Annotated in this window: 15 protein-coding genes; 7 read left to right on the top strand and 8 right to left on the bottom strand. The window is 43.4% G+C overall.

What is annotated here, in order from left to right:
* Positions 1-10 precede the first annotated feature (10 nt).
* Together K5620_RS19825 and tcdA are read right to left on the bottom strand one after the other, a co-directional pair.
* The gene (locus K5620_RS19825) at positions 11-1,645 is read right to left on the bottom strand and encodes a methyl-accepting chemotaxis protein (RefSeq protein ID WP_016401943.1); all 1,635 of its coding nucleotides are present in this window, start codon (positions 1,643-1,645) and stop codon (positions 11-13) included.
* Between the two features lie 101 nt (positions 1,646-1,746).
* Positions 1,747-2,529, bottom strand: coding sequence for a tRNA cyclic N6-threonylcarbamoyladenosine(37) synthase TcdA (tcdA, locus tag K5620_RS19820; protein WP_016401942.1), 783 nt, complete (start codon positions 2,527-2,529; stop codon positions 1,747-1,749).
* A gap of 418 nt (positions 2,530-2,947) precedes the next feature.
* On the opposite strand from tcdA, the gene K5620_RS19815 reads away from it, so the two are divergent.
* Positions 2,948-3,475: a DUF4136 domain-containing protein gene (locus tag K5620_RS19815; RefSeq protein ID WP_016401941.1), complete on the top strand. Its 528-nt coding sequence runs from the start codon at positions 2,948-2,950 to the stop codon at positions 3,473-3,475.
* Positions 3,476-3,517: 42 nt separating this feature from the next.
* Here K5620_RS19815 and K5620_RS19810 read toward each other — a convergent pair whose 3' ends face one another.
* Complete coding sequence (locus K5620_RS19810; RefSeq protein WP_051147620.1) at positions 3,518-4,924, bottom strand: sensor domain-containing diguanylate cyclase; 1,407 nt, start codon at positions 4,922-4,924, stop codon at positions 3,518-3,520.
* Between the two features lie 172 nt (positions 4,925-5,096).
* On the opposite strand from K5620_RS19810, the gene K5620_RS19805 reads away from it, so the two are divergent.
* Positions 5,097-6,131: an acyltransferase gene (locus K5620_RS19805; protein ID WP_016401939.1), complete on the top strand. Its 1,035-nt coding sequence runs from the start codon at positions 5,097-5,099 to the stop codon at positions 6,129-6,131.
* Between the two features lie 40 nt (positions 6,132-6,171).
* Here K5620_RS19805 and K5620_RS19800 read toward each other — a convergent pair whose 3' ends face one another.
* Entirely contained in the window at positions 6,172-7,455 is a 1,284-nt protein-coding gene (locus K5620_RS19800) for a hypothetical protein (RefSeq protein ID WP_016401938.1), read from the bottom strand.
* A gap of 206 nt (positions 7,456-7,661) precedes the next feature.
* Here K5620_RS19800 and K5620_RS19795 point away from each other — a divergent pair, with 206 nt between their 5' ends.
* Entirely contained in the window at positions 7,662-8,759 is a 1,098-nt protein-coding gene (locus K5620_RS19795; protein ID WP_040307229.1) for a DNA alkylation repair protein, read from the top strand.
* 71 nt (positions 8,760-8,830) lie between these two features.
* Here K5620_RS19795 and K5620_RS19790 read toward each other — a convergent pair whose 3' ends face one another.
* Both K5620_RS19790 and K5620_RS19785 read right to left on the bottom strand, forming a co-directional pair.
* Complete coding sequence (locus K5620_RS19790) at positions 8,831-12,184, bottom strand: DUF5060 domain-containing protein (protein WP_016401936.1); 3,354 nt, start codon at positions 12,182-12,184, stop codon at positions 8,831-8,833.
* Between the two features lie 292 nt (positions 12,185-12,476).
* Positions 12,477-13,235, bottom strand: coding sequence for a substrate-binding periplasmic protein (locus K5620_RS19785; RefSeq protein ID WP_016401935.1), 759 nt, complete (start codon positions 13,233-13,235; stop codon positions 12,477-12,479).
* 353 nt (positions 13,236-13,588) lie between these two features.
* On the opposite strand from K5620_RS19785, the gene K5620_RS19780 reads away from it, so the two are divergent.
* Positions 13,589-14,548 (top strand): choice-of-anchor A family protein, encoded by a 960-nt coding sequence (locus tag K5620_RS19780; protein ID WP_016401934.1) that lies wholly within the window; start codon positions 13,589-13,591, stop codon positions 14,546-14,548.
* Between the two features lie 272 nt (positions 14,549-14,820).
* Entirely contained in the window at positions 14,821-15,288 is a 468-nt protein-coding gene (locus K5620_RS19775) for a carbohydrate-binding protein (protein WP_016401933.1), read from the top strand.
* A gap of 70 nt (positions 15,289-15,358) precedes the next feature.
* Here the strand turns inward: K5620_RS19775 and K5620_RS19770 are convergent, their stop codons facing one another.
* Positions 15,359-16,393, bottom strand: coding sequence for a carbohydrate-binding protein (locus K5620_RS19770; protein ID WP_016401932.1), 1,035 nt, complete (start codon positions 16,391-16,393; stop codon positions 15,359-15,361).
* A 294-nt stretch (positions 16,394-16,687) separates the two neighbouring features.
* Between K5620_RS19770 and K5620_RS19765 the strand changes: the two genes are divergently transcribed.
* A complete protein-coding gene (locus K5620_RS19765; protein ID WP_016401931.1) occupies positions 16,688-17,242 on the top strand; it encodes a cytochrome P460 family protein in 555 nt (184 codons plus the stop codon).
* 5 nt (positions 17,243-17,247) lie between these two features.
* On the opposite strand, the gene K5620_RS19760 is transcribed toward K5620_RS19765, so the two are convergent.
* Positions 17,248-19,158 (bottom strand): sensor domain-containing diguanylate cyclase, encoded by a 1,911-nt coding sequence (locus K5620_RS19760; protein WP_215426408.1) that lies wholly within the window; start codon positions 19,156-19,158, stop codon positions 17,248-17,250.
* A 337-nt stretch (positions 19,159-19,495) separates the two neighbouring features.
* Here K5620_RS19760 and K5620_RS19755 point away from each other — a divergent pair, with 337 nt between their 5' ends.
* Positions 19,496-19,909, top strand: coding sequence for a glycine zipper 2TM domain-containing protein (locus K5620_RS19755; RefSeq protein WP_016401929.1), 414 nt, complete (start codon positions 19,496-19,498; stop codon positions 19,907-19,909).
* Positions 19,910-21,098: the final 1,189 nt, after the last annotated feature.

Genomic DNA, 21,098 nt, shown 5'->3' with positions numbered 1-21,098 from the left:
TACAAATGGCTTAATAAACAAAGCGTTTAAGTTGCTGATTAAAGTCATCGGCTAATTGATTAAGCTGAGCACTAATTTGATTAGACTCATCCACTTGCTGAGAGTTTTGCGCGGCAACATCGGCAATGCGCTCGATCAGTGAAGCAATCTCGCCAGCAACAGTGGTTTGCTCTTTTGCGGCAGAGGCAATGTGTAAGTTCATTTCATTAATGCTGCCAATAGAGGTAACAATTTCTGATAGCAGGCTTTCTGCTGTTTCTACTTGTTCTACAACTTCGTCGGTTCGGCTTTGGCTTTGCTCCATGGCTGTTACTGCATTGTTAGCGCCACCTTGAATCTTCTCGAGAATGTTTTGAATTTCGCTAGTACTTTGTTGGGTTTTTTGCGCCAAAGTTCTTACTTCATCAGCTACCACAGCAAAGCCTCGGCCTTGTTCACCGGCACGCGCTGCCTCAATCGCGGCATTTAACGCCAGCAAGTTAGTTTGTTCGGCAATGCCTTTAATCACATCCAATACTGCGCCAACATTATTGGTATCGGCGGCTAAATCTTTAACCACTTCTCCAGCATGGCTAATATCAGCAACTTGAGTATTGATGCTGGTGATAACCTGCTTCATCGCTTCGGCGCCATTGTGTGCGGTTAAGTCGGTATTGTGGGTGGTATCGGCGGTATTGGCTGCATTTGTTGATACTTCGTTGGCCGAGTGCGACATCTCCTGAATGGCAGTGGCCACTAAATCAGAGCTTTCACGTTGTTGGTGAGTTCCTTTCGCGAGATCTTCTGACATGTTGTTTAACATGTTAGATGAGTTATGCAGTTGTTCACCCGATTGGCTTAAATCAGACACGGTGCTGAGTAAAAACTGCTGCAATTTGCGGGTGGCATTGGCCAGCTTGCCTAACTCATCGCCACGCTCTAGCTGCACGGTAATATTGAGTTTGCCATTGGCTAGCACATCTATGTCTTCTACTAGAGAGTTAATGGGCGTAATGCATTGGCGCTCCATAAATAAGAAGCTAACAAGAATCACTAGTAGGCCACTAATACCAATGATGATGAAGCTGATATTACTCACCTTGTGGGCGCGCACAGTGTTTAGTTCGACCTGCTCGGCGGTTATCGATTTAAGTTGGTCGCTAAGCTGCGCCATGGATTTAGAGGGGGCCCTATCAATGCCTTTTACCGCTTTATCACCAACTTTAAAATCAAAGCCTGCTGCTTCATATTCGGCTTTGCCTTTAGCGTAAGCGGTGCCGAGTTGTTTATGTGAAGCTAAAAATTCTTCTGCAAGTTTTGCCAGTTCTGGGTAGTTGGCTTGTCTTAGCTCTGTGACCAGTTTGCCAACCTGTTGCTGAACCTCTTTTTGCTTATCTTGGAAGCGATCCCAATACTTTTTATTTTGCTCTGGGTCGTGACCACGCAGAAGCACGTTTTTCCATTCTTGGATCTGAGTTTTAAAGGCGATGTGGGACAGCAGAGCCACTTCTTCAAGATGTACTTCATTGTGGGTGAGTTTATCAAAGCTGTTTGCGGTTTCTCTTAGGTGCAGCGCAGTGTATATGGCTACCGCCATAAGCAGCACTAACGAAGCAACAAGAACCGACAGTATTTTGAAGCGTAGGCTGGTTTTATCCCAAGACATTTTTGCTCTCCTTTGCTATTGAATTAAGCATAGAACAGCAAGCTCAAAAAACGAGGTAATCCTTTATTTTTTTAAGGCTTAGTGAATATTTATTAGACGCTTTAGTTACTTTTAACGGCGAGTTTTTTCAGCACTCGAGACACGGCTGCAAAGGCAAAACTAGCGGTTAGGTGAGTGACCGCACCAAAGCCACTGCTGCAATCCATACGCATAGTACCGCCCGCATCGGGTTTAGCCATACAGGTTTCACCATCACTGCTTGGGTAAATGAGTTGCTCGGTAGAATATACGCAATCTACCCCAAACTTACGTTTTGGGTTTTTGCTGAAGTTGTAGAATCTACGCAGCTCGTTGCGGACTTTAGCTGCTAGAGGATCTTGAATGGTTTTGGCCAAATCTGTAATTTGGATTTGCGTAGGATCTATTTGCCCGCCTGCACCACCTACCGTTATGAGTTTGATTTTGTTGCGTTTACAGTAAGCAATTAAGGCTGATTTAGCTTTTACGCTATCAATGGCATCAATCACATAGTCAAAGTCTTTGGTGATGTATTCGCTAAGGTTATCTTTAGTGACAAAATCTTCAATTTCTAGGCATTGGCACTCTGGGTTGATCTGCAAAATACGCTGACGCATTACCCCGGTTTTTGACTGACCAACAGTGTTAGCAATAGCATGGATCTGACGATTGGTATTAGTGGTGCAGATGTCATCGAGATCTATCAGGGTGATTTTACCAATGCCACTTCTAGCTAAAGCTTCTGCTGCCCACGAGCCAACGCCACCAATGCCAATTACACATACATGAGATTGTTGGAAGGTGTTGAGCGCCGAGCGACCATAAAGGCGCGCAATGCCGCCAAAGCGTTGTTCAAATTGAGACATGATAAACCACTATAAAAATAACGGTGGCGATTATAGCAAAGCCTTGGTACTTGGTTAAGCATTAGGGTCTGTTGATCTTTTCTGATGGTTTTGGCAGCAATTTATTAGCCATTTAGGCAAGGCAGTGAGTGTGCAGTATAAGTGGGCTTAATAATCACTCGCTAACGCTGAATAAATGGCTAAGAAATGCTGCCCGAAGGGTTCGGATAAGCGAACTTTACTCTTTGTTAAGCGCTTCTTGCTTAGCCCACTAGGCTTCTAAGTGCTCGCCGCGATTAAAGCCCGCTTATCTCGAACAAAATTTCAACACCAAAGATCAACAGCTCCTAGTCACAGCAATAATGGGTGGGGTAAATTGGCGTACTTGTGTTAGATTTAAGGTATTGAAATTTGTGCTTATAAGCACTTGGAGTGAACTATGTTTCGAATTTTTGCAATTGCGTGTTTGTCTTTTATGGCCGCCGCATGCACGGTAAAACCAGCACTAGATTACAATGTTGATCAAGACTTCTCTCAATTCAAAGATTTTGCCTTTGTGCCAATGCCAGAAGATGCAGTGGCAACTATTGATGGTCAACGAATTGAACGTGAATTAACCGCCCAATTACAGGCTAAAGGTATACCAGCGGTAGCGGTTGAAGAAGCCGATATGCTGGTCGACTACCGGGTTGATATAGCAACGGAGTTAGAATCATACGGTGGTTCGTTCTCAGTGGGCGTAGGCCGCAAACACGGCGCAATTGGCGTAAGTTCACCTGATCGCTATAAAGAACGTAAGTACGGTAAGTTAGTTGTAGAGTTTTTTGACCCCGCAACTAATGCCTTGGTGTGGCGCTCAATTTCACAAAGCCAGCTGCGTGAGACCATGGGGCCAGAAAGTCGCGCTGAGTTCATCAATAAACAAGTAGCATTGATGTTAGAAAACTACCCACCAAAAGCTAAATAATAGATTCAACTACCCGCTAAATAGCTTATTTAGCGGGTAAGCTTATTCCGCCAATACACTTCTATTTCGGCCATTTTGCTTGGCGCGATACATTGCTTTATCGGCGCGATCGACCAATAGGCTGGCAAGGATCTCATGGGTTTTTATTTGGGCAATGCCACAGCTAATGCTCATGGTAAGTAAGTTGCCATCAATATCGAGTTCGCTTTGATTCACGCCTAAACGAATCTTTTCAGCTACTTCTAGTGCCGCTAACGCATCGCAGTTAGGCAGTAAAACAATGAATTCCTCACCGCCCCAACGGCATAATATGTCTGATTGGCGAATATATTGGCGGGTTATTTCGGCCACTTTTTTTAAGGCTTTATCACCGACTAAGTGGCCATACTTATCGTTTACTTGCTTAAAGTGGTCGATGTCGAAAATGATGATGGAGCAGGGACTATTGGCCCTATGTTGAATATCTATTACTTGCTCTAAGCGACCTTCAAAGGTTTGACGATTATAGATACCGGTTAATTTGTCGGTGGATGCCAGCGTTTCTAAGCGGCGTTGATAGCGGCCTAGGGTAAAGTTAGCCACAATTAACATGCAAACTGTAACTAACAGGCTAATGCTTAAGTTTATCCAAAGCGTGTGTTTTAGATCTTGAATCTCTGGAACATCTTGCTGTTCAACTATTAGGTACCAGTTAAACTCTGGGATATAGCGAGCATTCAAATAGTGTTGTTGACCGTCTTCGCTAAAGCGATAGCTGTTTTTGGCCGCGCTAAGCAACGAAGCTGCTTGAGAGGCTAAACCTTTACGCAAACTAATATTGCGGGGGCCTTGGAAGTTAGCGCCACTTAAGGTGACATTGCCTAAGGCATCGATGAAATAAACGCTGCGTTGATAACGTGTTTGGTAGACTTGAATAAGCTCTTTTACAAACTCGATGTTAAGTCCAACTCCGGTTACGCCAATCAACTTTTCTTCAAAATCGAATACTTTGTAGTTAACAAAGACCGTGGTTCTGCTTTGGTCTGCAGTGTCGTAATCGATGTTGATTTCGTACTCTTGGGAAGGCGGTAATTGGCTGACGCGATAAAACCAAGCATCATCTGGTTCATCACTGGATATGGTCTTAATGATGCCAGAGGGGTGATAGTAACGGCCACTGTGGCTAGAGACAAAAAAGCTAGTAATGGTTTGGTAGCGCTGTTGAATGTTATCCAGATAACGAATGATTGGCTGGGCGTCTTTTTCGCCGGAAATCGCCCAATCACGAACAAAAGTATCTTGTGCCATCAATGATGAAATAAAGATCGGTTGCAATAAGTCTCGTTGAATTTCCGAATAAACGGTATCGCTAGTTAAAGGCAGGTGATTCGATTCAATTTGGTCTCTTAGTGAGTTATGCGCAACTTGGTAGCTTAACCATGAGGTTAGCCAAAAGGCACACAACAGCATAAAAGATAAGCCGAAAACAAACTTTCGTTTGTCATTCCATGGGCTATAAATTGGCACCTGCACTCCTTGCAAACTGGCCTTTATTCAAGATCTTAGTGTAAAGTTAATGTAAGGCTTAGGCAACCAAACTGCTGTTGGTCTTCTCATTAATAATAAAAAGGTTAATATTGCTATGGCTAATAATCAAGTGGCTAAGCCGTCGCTGTTCTATATAGAGTGTTTACGCTTTATCGCTGCCATAGCAGTAGTGGGTATTCACGTACTTGGCCCTTATCGCGAATTGGTGCCCGAACTGGCTTGGCACGAGTGGCTTCCAGCCATTTCTCTTAATGCTATTAGCCGCTGGGCAGTGCCTATTTTTATCATGATTAGTGGCGCGTTGCTGATGTCGGATCAGCGGCCATTTAATGCAGCCCATTATTTACCAAGGCGACTTGCCAAGGTGCTATTGCCATTTTTGGCTTGGACGGTTATTTATGCCTTTGTTGGCGGTTATCAAGAAGGGGCTTGGTCTTGGGAGGCAACCGCGACTTTGTTGGAGCATTCGCCTAACGAGCATACTTGGTATCACCTATGGTTCTTTTACGACTTCATCCCTCTCTATTTTGTGATTCCCTTGCTTGCTCCCTTACTTTATAAGATGGAAAAACAACGTATTTTGCTGCTACTAGCGGCTTGGTTAGTGCTTACTTTAATGCACTGGCTTAAGGTAGAAACGCCACTTCGCCAAAACATTATTTTGTATAGCGGTTACCTAGTAATGGGCTGGTATTTGTTTAATAACGACCAGCAAGCCCACTTGAAGTTTTGGTTGGCAACCGGTGGAGCGATGCTGGCATTTAATGTATTAGGCAGTGCCTTTTATATTTGGCAGCAGGGGGAATACAGTAGCGTATTTATGGGCTATAAAAGCTTGAACACTGCGGTAATCGCCATGAGCTTATTTGTATTGATAAAAGCTTATGCTGAGCGGATACCGCAAAGAGTACGTCCTTTCATTAAAACAATTTCTAAGTACAGCTTTGGGATTTATTTAGTCCATCCTTTGTTTCTAATTCCGGTGCGTAATCCCGACTATGGTATTTATCAGTGGTTTGGGCACTCTAGCATTGCGCTCATTGTGATTAGCGCTGCTGCCTTGGGGCTCGCCTTTGTGCTGAGTTGGTTGCTGACTCGCTCGTCGCTAACCCGCTGGTTGGTGCCTTAATGTAAAAATAGAAGTCAGCCAGGGGCTGACTTCGCTCAGTTTACCGCTGCAATTCGAACCAGTCTTTTTGTTCTAATTTTTGTGTACTTTTCCGCATTAATGAACTTGGTGTCTGTGCTATCCATTGGTCTATTAGTTGGTGGTACTCACTTTCAAAATCTTGGTAAGTTAAGGCGCTTCCATCAGGGCGTTTTGCATAAGCATTGAAAGCATTTCTAAAGTCCGGGTTAGGTTGATTTATTCTGTCGTATTGATATTCAGGATATTCAGCGTAATCAACAATATGATACACACCGTTATCTGCAATATGTTTGAGCACGTTAATGATAAATCCCGGAGACGTTGCTTCTAAGTAGGATACTGCTATGTTGTAGTGGCCATAGGCCACCGCACCTAATGTACTTTCCCACTTATCGTCTAAGGGGTAACGTTGGTTGTGATTCGATGGGCTAGCAATATGGCCCATGGCATACTCAGCACTACCTTCTAAAAACCAACGATCTACTTGACTTAAGTAAGTTAGGTATTGGTGTTGTAGCGTATGCATCAGTTCGTGTGTAACTATGTAAGCTGAGCTAGGTCTTGAGTCGTTGGTTCTCGCTGTATAGCCTACTAAGTTTCCTGTTGCCCATAAGTTACTGTTATTAAAGGCAGTGTTTAAGCAAACCAACGATTTTCCGGGTAAGGTTTGCCCAAAGCTGGTGGAGAGCTCACTGGGCAAATAGTGTGCTTGGACTAAAGCAATTAAGTTGTTGATTTGTTCTGGGTTTAAATGGCGAATTTGTTGATATAGATAATGACGTTTGGAAGTGCCGGTAGTTAAGTCTTGATAAGATGTAGGGAGCTCATCGCCTGTAACTTGCATGAACAGTGTTTCTCCACCCCCTTCATTTAAGCGTTCATACAAGTAATCTGTAGCAACTAAGTATGTTTCTAAACTAAATGGGTAACGCTGCTGAAAAGCAATTAAATCAACCCCCATTTGCCTTTTCAGCTCCTGCAATCCAAATTCAGTCCAAGTGGCAAAGCGTTCAAATAGCTCTGTACTTGTCCCGCTATTACCAAATACCAATACGTTTTCTGTTTCATAGTAAGCATCGTAGTTTCGACAAACACTGCTGTCATACATTGAAATTGAGTTGGTTGGGTAAATAAAGCCGCTGGCTTTTTTTGATTTTTGTTCGCCAAATATCTCAGGAAATTCTGGTATTGGTTCTTCTACTTGATCCGATTGGGAGCTAGCCGAGCCACCGCCGCCACAAGCTATCACCGACAGAGATAGCAGCGCTATTGTAAGCATTTGCTTAGAGGGTAATAATTCCATTTAAAGCCTTCTAGTTTGAGATGAGTTATTTTTTGTTCAATGTATTCTTTTCTATCTTATATAAATACTTGGTGACGCCTTAATTGTGATTTGTGTCAATAGTGGTTTTGTTAATTAGTATTTAAATACTTACTGATTTATTGAAATCAACAAAGAATCGTTTATACCTGCTGAAGAATAATCTTGGAGAGAATAGAGTGGAACTAATGAAAACTGGTTTAGCCGAACCCGCAGTGCAGCGTATTGCTCAAGGTATAGAGGCAGTTTATCCGCAGTTTGACCGTGAGCGATTTGTTGATTTAGCTCTTGATGGTTTGGAGACCTTAGAGCTAAAGCAGCGGGTTATGCATTTGATTGCGGTGTTGCAACAAACCCTGCCAGCAGACTTCACCGAAACTTCTAAGATACTGGTTGCGCTTCCTAAGCATTGGGATCGTGGTGACCCAGACGACAGCTTACGTGGTTTTGCTATTTGGCCAGTAACCGATTTTGTGGCAGTGGCAGGAATAGAGCATCCTCAGCATGCCTTTAAGGCTTTGGCTGCATTAAGCCCATTATTTAGTGCGGAATTTGCGATTCGCCCATTTATTGAAAAGTATCCTGAGCAAAGTTGGGAGCAGCTACTTGCTTGGACAACCAGTGATGATGAACACTTGCGACGCTTAGCGAGCGAAGGTTGTAGGCCGCGCCTCCCTTGGGGAGCACAACTAAAAGAGTTGATCGCTGATCCTGCCCCAATTTTACCGATCCTCGAAGCGCTTAAAAATGATAGTAGCTTGTATGTTCGTCGTTCAGTGGCAAATAATCTAAATGACATCGCTAAAGACCATCCAGAGTTAGTTTTGGATCTTTGCCAAGTGTGGCAACAAGGTGCAAACGCCGATCTACAGTGGTTAATTAAACATGCTACGCGTAGTTTGGTAAAACAAGGTCATCCTAAAAGCTTTCCGTTGCTGGGTTATACCGCTGATCCTCAGCTAAAACTTGAAGAATTTGCGGTATTAGATCAGCAAGTGACAATGGGTGACTCGCTCACTTTTGCGTTAGCGCTGCGCGCTGAAAAAATGCAGCAAAAGTTTGTTTTAGATTACGCTGTGCACTTTATGAAAGCTAACGGTAAAACCGCCAGTAAAGTCTTTAAATTAAAGAACCTTAGCTTAAACAAAGGAGAGATGTTTGCGATAGAAAAGAGCCATTCTTTCAAAGCTATCTCTACTCGCAAATACTACCCTGGTGAGCACTTTGTGGCTTTGCATGTGAACGGGCAAGAAATTGACCGTTTAGCTTTTACATTAAAAGAGTAAATACTTACTGGAGCTCAGGCTAGCTGAGGTTGGCATGAAAAAGGGTTAGCTAAGCTAACCCTTGATGGCTTTTATTGTGCTGTTAGCTCAAGTAAACGCCAGCGCCCACGAGCATAATCTGGCTGCCCGTTGCTAGAGATTACTTCACCATTAGATGTGGAGTTGAACTCAATTTGAATCACATCTCCTTGAGTTAAAGAAATATTATTCCAAGTATGTTTAGTAGCCTGATAGTTATTGGCTGATTTAGGATTAGTGTACTCAGCTAATTGCTGGCCATTTACCACTAAGCGGTAGCTGCTTTCACCATCATTTTCAGTCAATGTAGTAATGGTAATATTGTAGTTTCCACTTTCGTTATTAAAGGTATAGCGGGCCGCTGCGTACTTGTCTTTGTAGGCACCTGCGTTTACCGCTAGCGCATTATTAGCATTGTCTTTGTAAGCAGGAACAAAACCGCTCACTTGTGAAATATCAAAGCTATTAATATCTAAGCTAATTTTGCTTGTTGGCGGCAGGTTGGGTGTATTGCCGCCTTGATCATCTTCGTTTAGCTCTCGGTTTGTAATAAGCACAACCCAGTCTTGGTTTGTTTGGCTAGGCGCAGTGCCAATGTTGAGTTTTGCACCACCGGTCAGGCTTAAACCTTTGCTTAATACACCACTGCGAGGGTTGTACCAATACACTTGGTAAACGTGGTTATTGTTTAGCTGAATATCGGTAGTTCCGCCGTTACGCAGGTTAATAATGTAGTTGTGTTGTAGGTCGGATAGTACCCAATCGTTAGTGGTTGAAGTCGCACCGTTGTCTACTTGAAGATCTTGCAGATTTAAGCCCAACTGCTGTTGCAATATATTGCTAAAGAAGTAGTTAACATGGCCTGTTTGTTGCCATAGTTGGTCAAACTCGCGTAAGTCTTCTACCGCTAAGTCATAGGCGTGGGTACCATCATTTTTTAAGTACCAAGAGAAACCCGCACCGCCCGACATAACACTTGCCCACATCCAGTAAATACGCTGACGAGAACTTACATCCTGATAAGGTTTAGGCGCATGGCTACCCGAGGCTTCGGTATACGTAACGTACCATTGCTTACCGGCAGCAGCGGATTTGTTTAGCCAACTAATTGTTTCGCCATATACCGAATTACGCGTGGCTGTAGCGCTCGCATTTTCGGGAATACTGCCATATTGAATGGTTGGCCCGCCGAAGCTAGCGTGACCTAACATATCATCGTAACGATCGTGTTGGCCTGGGTAGGTATGCAGGGTAATTCCATGATTATAAGGGTCGAGATTTTGAATATAATCCGAATACGATTTTAACGCTGCAATTGAAGTGGCATCTTGCTCTTCGCCTAGGTTCCATTGTACTGCAGGGTGGTGAGCAAAGCGTGATATTAACTCACGGTAATATAACTTACGCTCTAAACCTAGAGTGGCATTGTTTAGTAAGGTTTCGTTTTCAGTTTCTTGAGTCATCATATGCAGCATTAGACCTTGCTTGGTCATATGCGCAAATACACGCTCCCATTGGTCTAACTTACTTACGTCAAAGGTACGTTTGTTGTTGCCATTTTCTTGGTAAACCAACCAAGGATGAGCGTCACAACCGTCACCTTTCACCGTGTTAAGCATCATATAGGCGCTGTTTACCTTGCGTGAACCCAGGTAATTAACTAGGCCAATTAAGCCTTTGCCTTTGCCGCCAGCCCAACTAGGGTCACCGCTTTGCCAGTCACTTTCGTGCTCAGAAAATTGGTGCAAAATGCCCTTACAAGAGCCGCCACTGCCTTTTACGGTATTGTCAAAGTCAGCATAACCTAATAGGTTTTCTGGGCTACCTAAGCCGGCTTCAATGTAGATATTGCCTGTACCAGCAAAGCGTTGGTAACGTTCGCCGTCTAAGTGTTGCAATAAACCTTGGCTGCGTAAGTCTTGGCTATCGGCGGTAGACGCTGCAACGGAGAACTGTCCTTGTTGCCCATCAATATCAGCAATTGCCTGACCAGCATTGAGCTGATCGCTTACAGCGATGTTAGTACCTTTGCGGAAAGACACTTGGTAGTTCCAATCACCCGTGCTTGGTGGCATAAAGTAAGCGCGCCAAATATCACCTTGGCCAGCGCCAGAATCTGCTGCGTTACCGTTGGCTGCAAAGTGCCCAGGTACAACGAAGCGTTGATTGCCTTGGCTAAAGGTCACGTTAAAACGATGATTAGTGAAGGTAGCGTCGTTACTTTCATCAGCAAAATAGCCTTTACAGGTAAGCTCTACGCGATGCCATTGTTGGTTTTGGTCGCTAACTTCACAGGTTTTTGCTGTGGTAGTGGCGAGCGTTTCTGGCAGTTCTAAATTTTGAGCTTCGCCATTAGCTACAGTGCTATGACGAAATACGATGCGGTCTACTTTAAAAAACTTAGAACGCCCCGACAGAGTAAAGGTATATTCTTCACCTGCTTTCAGATTGTATATCGCATTGTGCTTAGCGTGGTTTTTATCTAAACGTTTACCTGATGCCCAAACAAACTGCTGATCGGCACCACCATAAAACTTAGTATCTGAGCTTAAAATGTCTTTAGTGGCATTACCTTCGCCAGCAACAGCTTCATAGTTACCATCTAGTCGCACATACCCGTCGTTGGCTACATCGCTGCGGTTGTCTATGGTCTCTCTTGCCACGTACATATGTAGGTGATAAGTGCCGGTTTGGGCAGCGGTAAAGGTATACTCTAAAGGTGAATTTACCGGGCCTGAAATATAGCTGTTGCCGTTAAATTCCAAGTAGCCGTTACCGGTGTAACCTGCGAGGTCAGATTTTTGTTGCCACTCGCCCAACTCTGACTGAGTATTTTCAGCCTCAATAACAATTAGGCCATTCAGCTCTTGGTATTGGGTGTTTACCGAAGGAGTACTGCCGCCGTTGTCACCGCCATTGTTGCCTCCGTTATCACCGCCATTGTCACCACCGTTACCATCCATTTCCCGGCATACTTCGCCGCCACATTGACAGTAACTTTGGTCGCTACGTGAATTTACACAGTCATTGGCAATGTTACCGTAGGTGTTTTTGCACTGGGCAGTAGTATCACATTCGTCGCCATATTCGGGTTCTGGCGGCGCAGTAGACTGAAGATCGGCACATATCCCGTCTTCACACATACAATAGCTTTGGTTACTGCGCGAGTTAACGCAGTCATATGCGGTTTCACCATAAAGGCTTTTACATTCAGAAGTTAAATTACATTCATCGCCTTTTACCGCTGTAAGTTGTATAGACGCAGGCCGAGCGCTGAAGCTATCTAACAATTGATTTAAGTTGATGCCTTGGCTGCCTGTTCCGGCGTTGGCAAATAAAGAAAAGACAAGGCATAAGAAGCCTACTAAATCCTTGGTCTTTCTCGCTTTGAGTTTATGTTGTTTCACTGGATTTTCCTTGTGTTTGTTTGATCAACAAAGTGCAAAGAAGGCTTATCTTTATCAGTGATAAACCAGTCGTCTGGTCTGTAACGTTTGTACTTAGCGTTGAGTATTTAAATTGATTAACTTTTTATAATGTTTTTTGTCAGCGAGGATTTGAGCAATTAATTATCAATATGTAAAGTTGTAATTAATTGTTTTAATTGATTTTTTTAATCAATTTTAATCTCATATTATTTAAGGGCTGAGAATCAGGGTTTAAGCTGTTGCTCATTAGCGACAGCTAACAGAGAAAGGACTATTTTAAAAAGCCATGGGTGATCATTGGATAACGATCGGCTATTTGTTGGTATTGGCCGTTGTTAACAATTGTTGCTAAACCACGATTAAATGATTCAAGCAGCTTAGCGGCGCCTTCTGTTTTACGTGATATGAGCAAATGCACGCTACTGCTCATTACGTCATTATTAGATATACACAAAACTGCCCGTTGTTGAGGACTTAAGTAACGGTCTATAAGGGTTGTTGCGGCGACTCTATCAATTAAAAATGCATCGATGCGTTTGGCAAACAGCTTTTTTAGGTTTTGTAAGTCTGAATTCACTTCTTCGATTTCATATAGGCCTTTGTCACCATTTAGCCAAAAATCTTCGGTATAGGTGTAACCTCGCACGGCGCCTACGACTTTGCCTTTTAAACTGGCTAGGCTGGTGAACTCCCCTGTTGAATTTAAGCTAACTAATACGCTTCCACCGTACCAAAGTGGCTCGGAGTGAAAGAAATGCTCTTGACGCTCAGATTTAATCGCCCAATAAGAAGTGGCTACATAACTACCTACTCGGCTGGAGTTTAATGCGCGTTGCCAGGGCAAATAACGAAAACTCACCTCTGTTTCTACGGCAGCAAACGAGGCTTTAACAATGGCATTTATTAAACCTTCATCATCGCGGTATTGAGAGGTGAAGGGTGGGTGCTCACCGCTGGCTATAGTGATGCTTTCAGCAGCGCTCTGGTTACTGACTATCAGTAGGCTTAAACAGAAAAGGGTACGGAACAAATAAATAATGGTTACTCTCTATTGGTAATAAACACAGCTGATTAAAAAGCTAAAGCGTATATTAAGCGTAGTTCTCGCCTAGCTTTAAGCAAGGTTTCCAGCTGAGTATCGTTGCTAGCTAGACTGCTTTTTCAATCTTGTCGAATTTTTTTACAACCAAACTCTTATTGTATTGTTTAATAATATATACACATGAATAAAGCCATGAAAATTATAGCTTTTACTTAGTTGGCCTAATTCCTGCTTTTAAGCTGTCAGTTTTAATAGTTTGTATTTCTAAGTGTTTGAAAAATATAAACTTGGTCAAATAGTTATCAGTTTTCGGTCGTTGCCGTAGTAGTAGGAAATGTTTTATGTATTTTGCAAAGTTAAGTCGATTTACGCTTGTGACCTTTTCATTGGCCTTGTCTGTTGCTTCTCAAGCCAGCGTATTAAGTGACTACAACTTAATTCTTACCGGTGATTACAACTACCAAGGTGGAGAAGTAGAAGGTCGCACTCTTCTTGGCGGCAATCTAAATGCTGCAGGTCATTCGCCTACTTTTGCAACCCGAGAAACCACGGTTATTAATAAAGACACCGTGACTGTTGTGGGTGACGTTAACGCTACCAATATTAACCTTAATGCTGGCAGCTTAAGTTATGGCGGCAGCTACAATGTAAATGGCAATGTTAACCTTAACGGTGGCGGCTCAGCAGTTCAAAGCATCAGCGCTAAGAATCAACTGGATATGCAGGCTATTTTTGCTGCCGTAGAAGCGGAACTAAGAGCAGACTCTGCTTACTTCGCTGGCTTAACGAGTAACGCAGTATTAAGTGGTAGCCATTTGTCCTACGCTGGTAGCGATAGCGTGGCGGTGTTTGATGTTGATTTTTCTAGTATCTTCGCCCAAAACAATTCTTTGTCTTTAGATGCTGGTTTAGCTGAAACCGTGATCATTAACGTATCTGGTAGCATTGTAGATATTGCTGGTGGGGTAAACCTTACTGGGAATGGCTTTGCCATTGATGCGGGTTTAGGCAACCTTGGCGCAGAGAATATTTTGTGGAACTTCTATGAAGCGGAATCAATCAACTTCAATAACTTAGCAACTGTAGGTTCGGTGCTAGCCTTAGATGCTGATATTACTGGTGGCGCTGTATTTGACGGAAGTGTCGCAGCCAAGAGTTATACAGGTGGTAGAGAGTTTCATAGCCATGGTTTTGATTGGACTCCCCCGCAAGTACCCGCAGTGGTAAGCGAAAGCTCAAGCTTTATGCTATTTATTTTAGGCTTAGCTTTAGTCATTGTGTCGCGTCGTCGTCGCATCTAAGTTACTCTCGCTTAAATCTGATTGAAAGCCTCAAGTTTACTTGGGGCTTTTTTGATCCCGCTAAGCTGTTCTGTTTTTTTATAAGCTTTAACTAAATTACCCACTAGTGTGAGCGTTCACATAATCTCTGTTAAATAAATTTAACTGATGAAATAAATGCGAGTAGTTTTGGCCTTAGGCCGAATTTTGAACATCCGCTTAGCGCAGTATCAAGCCATATCGATATTTGGTCGTAGAACATAATTTGATAGAGATAATGAGGGAGCAAATCAATGAGCGTATTACCTAAGCATATTAAAAATCTACTGCTGACATCAGCCCTGGTTGCTATGGCTAGCCTAAGCACAGCGGCTAATGCGGCGATTAAAGTAAAGGCCGAAAACTTTAGCCAACAGCAAGGGGTACAAACAGAACCTACGGCCGATGCCGATGGCGGAAACAATGTTGGTTATATTGAAAATGGTGACTGGGTGGAATACGCCATCGATGTTCCAGCAGCTGGCGAATACACGTTTTCTGCGCGAGTAGCCAGTGATACTAATGGTGGGCGCTTTGTTGTGCTTGCTAACAACGCCGAAAAAGCCACGGTAAAAGTAAAAGGAACAGGCGGCTGGCAAAACTGGGTTACCCTAGAAAATACCCTTAATTTAGAAGCTGGTGCGCAAACCTTACGCTTTAACTTTAAAGGTTCATCAGGCTATTTGTTTAACATTAACTGGTTTGAGTTAAGCGCTAAATAACTAGCAGCTAGGTAAATCAGTGATGATAGAGCCCCGCCTTAGAGCGAGGCTTTTTTGTGCTTACGATGTATTAATACAGCAATGTTGCTTGGTAAGCGCCGGTGAGGCTATTAAAGGTGATTCTGGTAGAGCCTGCACTGTTTACCTTTAGGTTGGCGCCATTTAAGTCGACAATACCATCGTTATTGTTGTCTCCAAAGTTACGTGACCAGTCATCATAGACGTCAAACTTAAAGTCGGTGGTACCATCAAAATACACCACTATAGACCATGTGTAGTCGTCGATTAAGGTCATTGGAATCGAATTCCAGCCGCTTGGTTGACCACGAAAATATACCTGTGGGTAACGCTGTAACAGCAGGCCCTGGCCAATTTGTTCCCCGGTATCAAACAGTCGATAATTTTTGCCGTAGTAGTTATCAATATGGATATTTTGTCCATCGTTATACTCTAAATAAAACTCAAGGTGTCGGTAGTATTCGATGTACTGTTGGCCATTCCATACTCCGCTAAGGCCATGTTCGTCGGCCACAATGTGACTTAAGCTTAGCGCTCGGCGGTAACTGGTTTTCCAGTTGTTGTCAGAGTAAACCATGGTCACTTTATCTTGCTCGCTACGTGATTTTGCGCGCGCTGTAACTGAGATTAAGCTACTGGCTCGGTAGGCGTCATCAAGTGCTATTGCTTGATGACTGAGGTTTGTTTGCAGGTAGTCGTTAAACTGGTAGTTCTGTTGCTGGTTGTTGTCCCAGTAGGTTTGCCCATTTACCTGATACTTAATGGCAAATTGGGTCGCGGCAACCGATCCGGCGAGTGGCAGCCTAAATGCAAAGTTTTCGTAGCCGCTATGGCTTGCTCCCACATAAAAGGCCGGGTGATCTAACCACTCTCCGTTGGATGATTGGTAATGCAGCCAAACCTGTTTATTGGGGCCAATGTTTTTTACCTCAATGGCGCCCTCTAATTCGGCGCTATCAAAGCCATTTTCGAAGTATGGGGTGAAGTGAGCATGCTTTAGTCTTACTTCTTCGGCGGCTTGCGCTGCGAAGCTGAAAACCGAGAGCAAAACCCAACCAGCTATCACTTTTAGTGATTTATTTTTCATATTGCCTTCCTTGGATTGTTTTTGAGATGAACTCGCCATTAATACTGCTGCGAGCACGTTGAATATAGCAATGGCTAACAGGCTTGCTGGTTAAATCATCATTAACTAACCATTTTTCTCGTACTTTGGTACGAATGCGCTGGTGAGGGTTTTATCTGGCCCCGTTGTTTTGGGGCTGCTTAATTTAGTCCTGTAAGTAAAACTTAAAGCTGATAATTACAGCTTCTTTGGTAGGTGTGGAATAGTAGCGCCATCGTTAAGCGTTGTGGTGTTGGTCACTGCCGAGGAATAAGCATGTTTAAATATTTAGTTAGTGGGCTGTTGGGTTTGAGTATTAGTTTTAGCGGAATGGCTAATGCCAATAGTTACGCATTAAACCAGGTGTACGCTGAGTTAGTTGGTACGCAGGGTGAGATTGCTTTTCCAGCTGATTTTCAGCGTAACCTGGTTCATTTAGGCACAACGGCGGTAATGAGTGAATCCATGCGTGTGCAAAATTTGAATGGTATTTATACCCAAGCCGCGGCTGTCGAAGCATATAACAGTACCGGAAAATGGCCCGACGGCACCTTATTTGTGAAAGACGTGAAGTTAGTCAGTAGTGAGCGTTTAACCACTGGTTTGGTATATCACCAGCAAGCCAACGATGTATTTTTTGTCATGATAAAAGACACGCAAGGCCGCTTTGCTAATAACCCTCATTGGGGTGAAGGTTGGGGATGGGCGATGTTTGACGCGACACCAACGGTAAACGTGAGCGAAAGTCGAGCTCAATGCCAAGCTTGTCATGCTCCACGTCGTGATAATGATTGGCTGTATACCGATCAATATCCTGCACTACTAAAATAGCAGGTTTATCGGTTGTTTTGGGCTTGTTCAGCAAGCTCTTGTGGAGCGGTAGTCACTCTATTTCGACCTTGGCTTTTAGCTTCATATAAGGCTAAATCTGCTCGATGCACTAAGTGGTTGGTGGCTTCGTCACAGAGGTATTGAGCTACGCCAAAACTGGCAGTGATTTGCTTATCAGGTAAAAACAATTTGGTTGCGATAGCGGCGCGTAGTTTTTCTGCCAATTTGTATGCGCCTTCAAGATCGGTAAGTGGGCAGATAACCAAAAACTCCTCGCCTCCCCAGCGGCCAACTTCATCTATTTGCCGAACCGTTTCTTTTAGGCTCGCCGCAACATCTATCAACACCTTGTCGCCAGCTTGGTGGCCATAAATGTCATTGATTTGTTTGAAGTGGTCTATATCGATGATGATTATGGCAAATTCTTCATCTGCTCGCTTATAGCGTTGAGCTTGTTGCTCTAACAGTTGATCGAGTTTTCTTCTGTTGTGGGTCTCGGTAAGGCTATCGGTGCTGCTTAAGGCTTCCATGGCTTTGTGCAAAGTAATGTCGTGAGAGATTTGAGTGAACGCGTAAATCTCACCGTGGCTATCTTTTCTTGGTGTTATCACGGTATCTATCCAAAGGGTTTTTCCTGAACTGGTTTGGTTTTTTAGCTCTCCCTGCCAAGGTTTGCCAGCTAATATGGTGTCCCAAAGGTCTCGATGTACTTTGGTTGAAGTACTAGGGTGGCGAATCGCCGCGTGAGTTTTGCCAATCATCGATTTTCTATCTACTTCAAAGGCTTTGGCTGCGGCGCTACTAAACTCGGTGATAACTCCTTTAGAGTTTGTGGTACTAGACATAATGTGTTGGTCTAACAGTTTGCGGCTAGCACGCAGCGCATGCAGAGTGTCAACCAGCTTGGTTTGCAAATTGGTAGGGTAGATGGAGACCAGCCAAGCCAAAGGTAAAGCTATCACCAATATAATCAACGTACTGGTTAACACCGCATAACGGCTGTTTTTATAGAGTTCTTCAAGCGCATGTTGTTTTGGTTGTTTAAGCACCCACAAACCCTGTTGGTTGTTAAAGCTGTCTTCTAAGTTCATACGATAGTTGTGTTTGGCTGCCATTAAGGCTGGGCTTAGTTCGCCAATTAGCTCTGGGTATACTTCGCTTAATGCTCCACGCTCGGGAAAATAAGCACTCCAAGATTTGCTAGGGTCGGGATGACTTAAAAGCTCACCTTGAGCGTCGATTAGGCTAACCAAAAAAACCGATGAATATTTTAAGGCTTCAATAAGTGGGCTGGCGTCAATATTCAAGATGATGATGCCACGAAACATCTGGTTTACGTAAACCGGCGTGGCTACACGCATAGTTGGTTGAAGAGGGCGCTGTAGTTCACCGTTTTCGAAATTTAGGTCTACATAAGAGTGCCAAATCTCGCCTTGCTGCAGCGCCTTGGTTTCTTGAAAGTAATAGCGCTGAGATTTGTCTTGTAATTGATCATCTAGCACCAGTTGAAAGTCGCGACTTTGCGGGGAATGATTAACTCTTACTTGCTCATGACCAAGCTGGTCGATATAACGCAGTTGCAATAGCTCTGGTCGCGCCTTGGCTAAGGCTATGAATAGCTGGCGCAGTTTAAGGCGGGGAAGCGTGGTTGCTTGGTTAGCCGTTAAAACTGCATCCAAGGCATCACTTGAGCTAATAGCGATTAAGGTATTTTCAAAGCTAGAGATAATATCTTCAATGGCTTCTCTGGTGTGCAAATCTTCCAGTTGCTCGCGCTCATCCAGCAGTGATGAGATGGCTAGTTTTTGGTAATGCCAGCCAACCAACGATGAGAAAAATGTTATTAACAAACTAAAGAGAACAAACACCAAAGCAATGCGTAGATGAATTGTTTTCCGTTTGGATAATAGTCGCACTAATGGTGTCTCGCTATTAAATAGCCTTACTTTAGGTATAACCAATAAACCCATAATTTCTATGTGTCATACAGAATTTGTGACAGTGATTACTGAGTTAGGGTCAACTAGGTTTTAGTAACAAAACGCGCACTTATAACGGCTAGGTAATCGCCGTGCAGCCAAATAGAACTTGCCTTTGTTTAAACAGAAAAAAGCGGCTAAATCACTAGGCTTATTGGCCGTAAAAACTAGCCTGCTATTGTTTTGAGCTTAGGTGAGCTAAATATGATTATTGTTTGCCTTTCTTGGTTTTTGGCTTGGGTATAATCGGCAAAAAAACGAGACTCTTAACATCATGAAAAACTTAATCTTATCGCTTTTTTGTAGCTTTGTTCTTGCAGGTTGTGCCTCTGAGCCGATTACCGTATTACGCACCTCTTACGGGGAAGTGATTAGCGAACAAACGGTTTCTAAAACTAAATCTAGCGGTTTAGCGACAGTTGGTGGTGCAGCCATTGGCGGTTTGTTAGGCAATCAAGTTGGCGGCGGGCGCGGTAAAACTGTGGCCACTGTTGCTGGCGCGGTAGCTGGGGGCGCTGCTGGGCACCAAGTATCAAAAACCGAAGAGTTGCATTATCAATATGTTGTTCATATGGACGACGGTGAAAAATTCATTTTGGAAACCAAAACTAAACGCCAGCCAATTGGCGCGAAAGTAGTGGTGGAGAATTTGTCGAACGGGCGAGAGCGGATTAATGTGCTGCCGTAACATTTCTTTTTGCTCGTCAAAGAAAAATGATGTCGCCGCAGGCGAAAGCTCTGTTTTTCAATTGTGACCCTAATTGCACATAAGAGTGTGTTGGTAGTGCTGGTTTCGCCTTGACGGCGATGTACTTTTCTTTGCGTGGCCAAAGAAAAGTACACAAAAGAAAGGCCACCCCGCATCTTCTTATTTCCTGCGTTGCGCATTCACAAGGGCGTTGAAGTAACTCGCTGCGCTCAAACAGACTTCAACTTTCTCCCTTGTTCATTTACGCTACTCGGCGAAGATGATGGGGATTGGTTCACTTGGTTACTTTCAAGGTTATATTTTGTGTGAGAGGCGTTTATTTAGTCATTAATTACAAGTTAAAAGACTATTTTTATTAATACTGTTCATGTGAACTTAAAGCATAACTCGGAGCTGCATTTTAGCTCCTTCATTATCCTTGAGTAGTTATATTGGTGGTTTTGTTATTTATTGGGAAGTTTGTAATAGGCGTTAAAAAAAATGATAACCTATTCTTCTTCAAATAGATCATTTTGAGGCTGTTAATGAACGTTAAGAAAGAACGATGTGAAGCCCTTAAATATATAGCTGAGAATCCTCAATGTTATTCGAAAACTTCCAAACTGAATGGTTATTTGATCGAAGATCTGTTTTCACATGGATTTGTTAGCGGATTTAAGTCGAATGAATTGGGACACGGGGATGAGCCAGTATTTGACCGCTTACAAATTTTACCTAAAGGCCAAGAGTTCTTAGAAAGCTTTAGTAACTTTTCAAAATTTAGCCGGTTTGTAAATAGTAATTGGACCATAGCGATATTCAGCGGACTTGTCGTCGCCGTATTGGGGTATTACTTAGTGGAATATCTCAAAAATCTTTGAAAGGTTTTTAGTTCCTTCATTATCGCTGAGTAGCGCAAGTGGCCAAGTGATGAAGTCGAAACCTGTTTGAGCGCAGCGAGTTTTTCGACGCACTTGGATACGAGCAACGGAGGGAGATGATAATGCAGGGCAAGTTTTCTTTTTGCTTCGTTTTTCTTTGCTCGTCAAAGAAAAATGACGTCGCCGCAGGCGAAAGCTCTGCTTTTAGATTGCAACTCTGGTTACACATCGTGGCGTATTGGTTGTGCGGGTTTCGCCTTGGCTGCAGATAGGCTGAACGCGAAAGCATTTTAGCTAATGCCAATCAA

The sequence above is a fragment of the Agarivorans albus genome (assembly GCF_019670105.1).
GTDB lineage: Bacteria > Pseudomonadota > Gammaproteobacteria > Enterobacterales > Celerinatantimonadaceae > Agarivorans > Agarivorans albus.
This window is presented reverse-complemented; position numbering and strand designations above follow the sequence as displayed.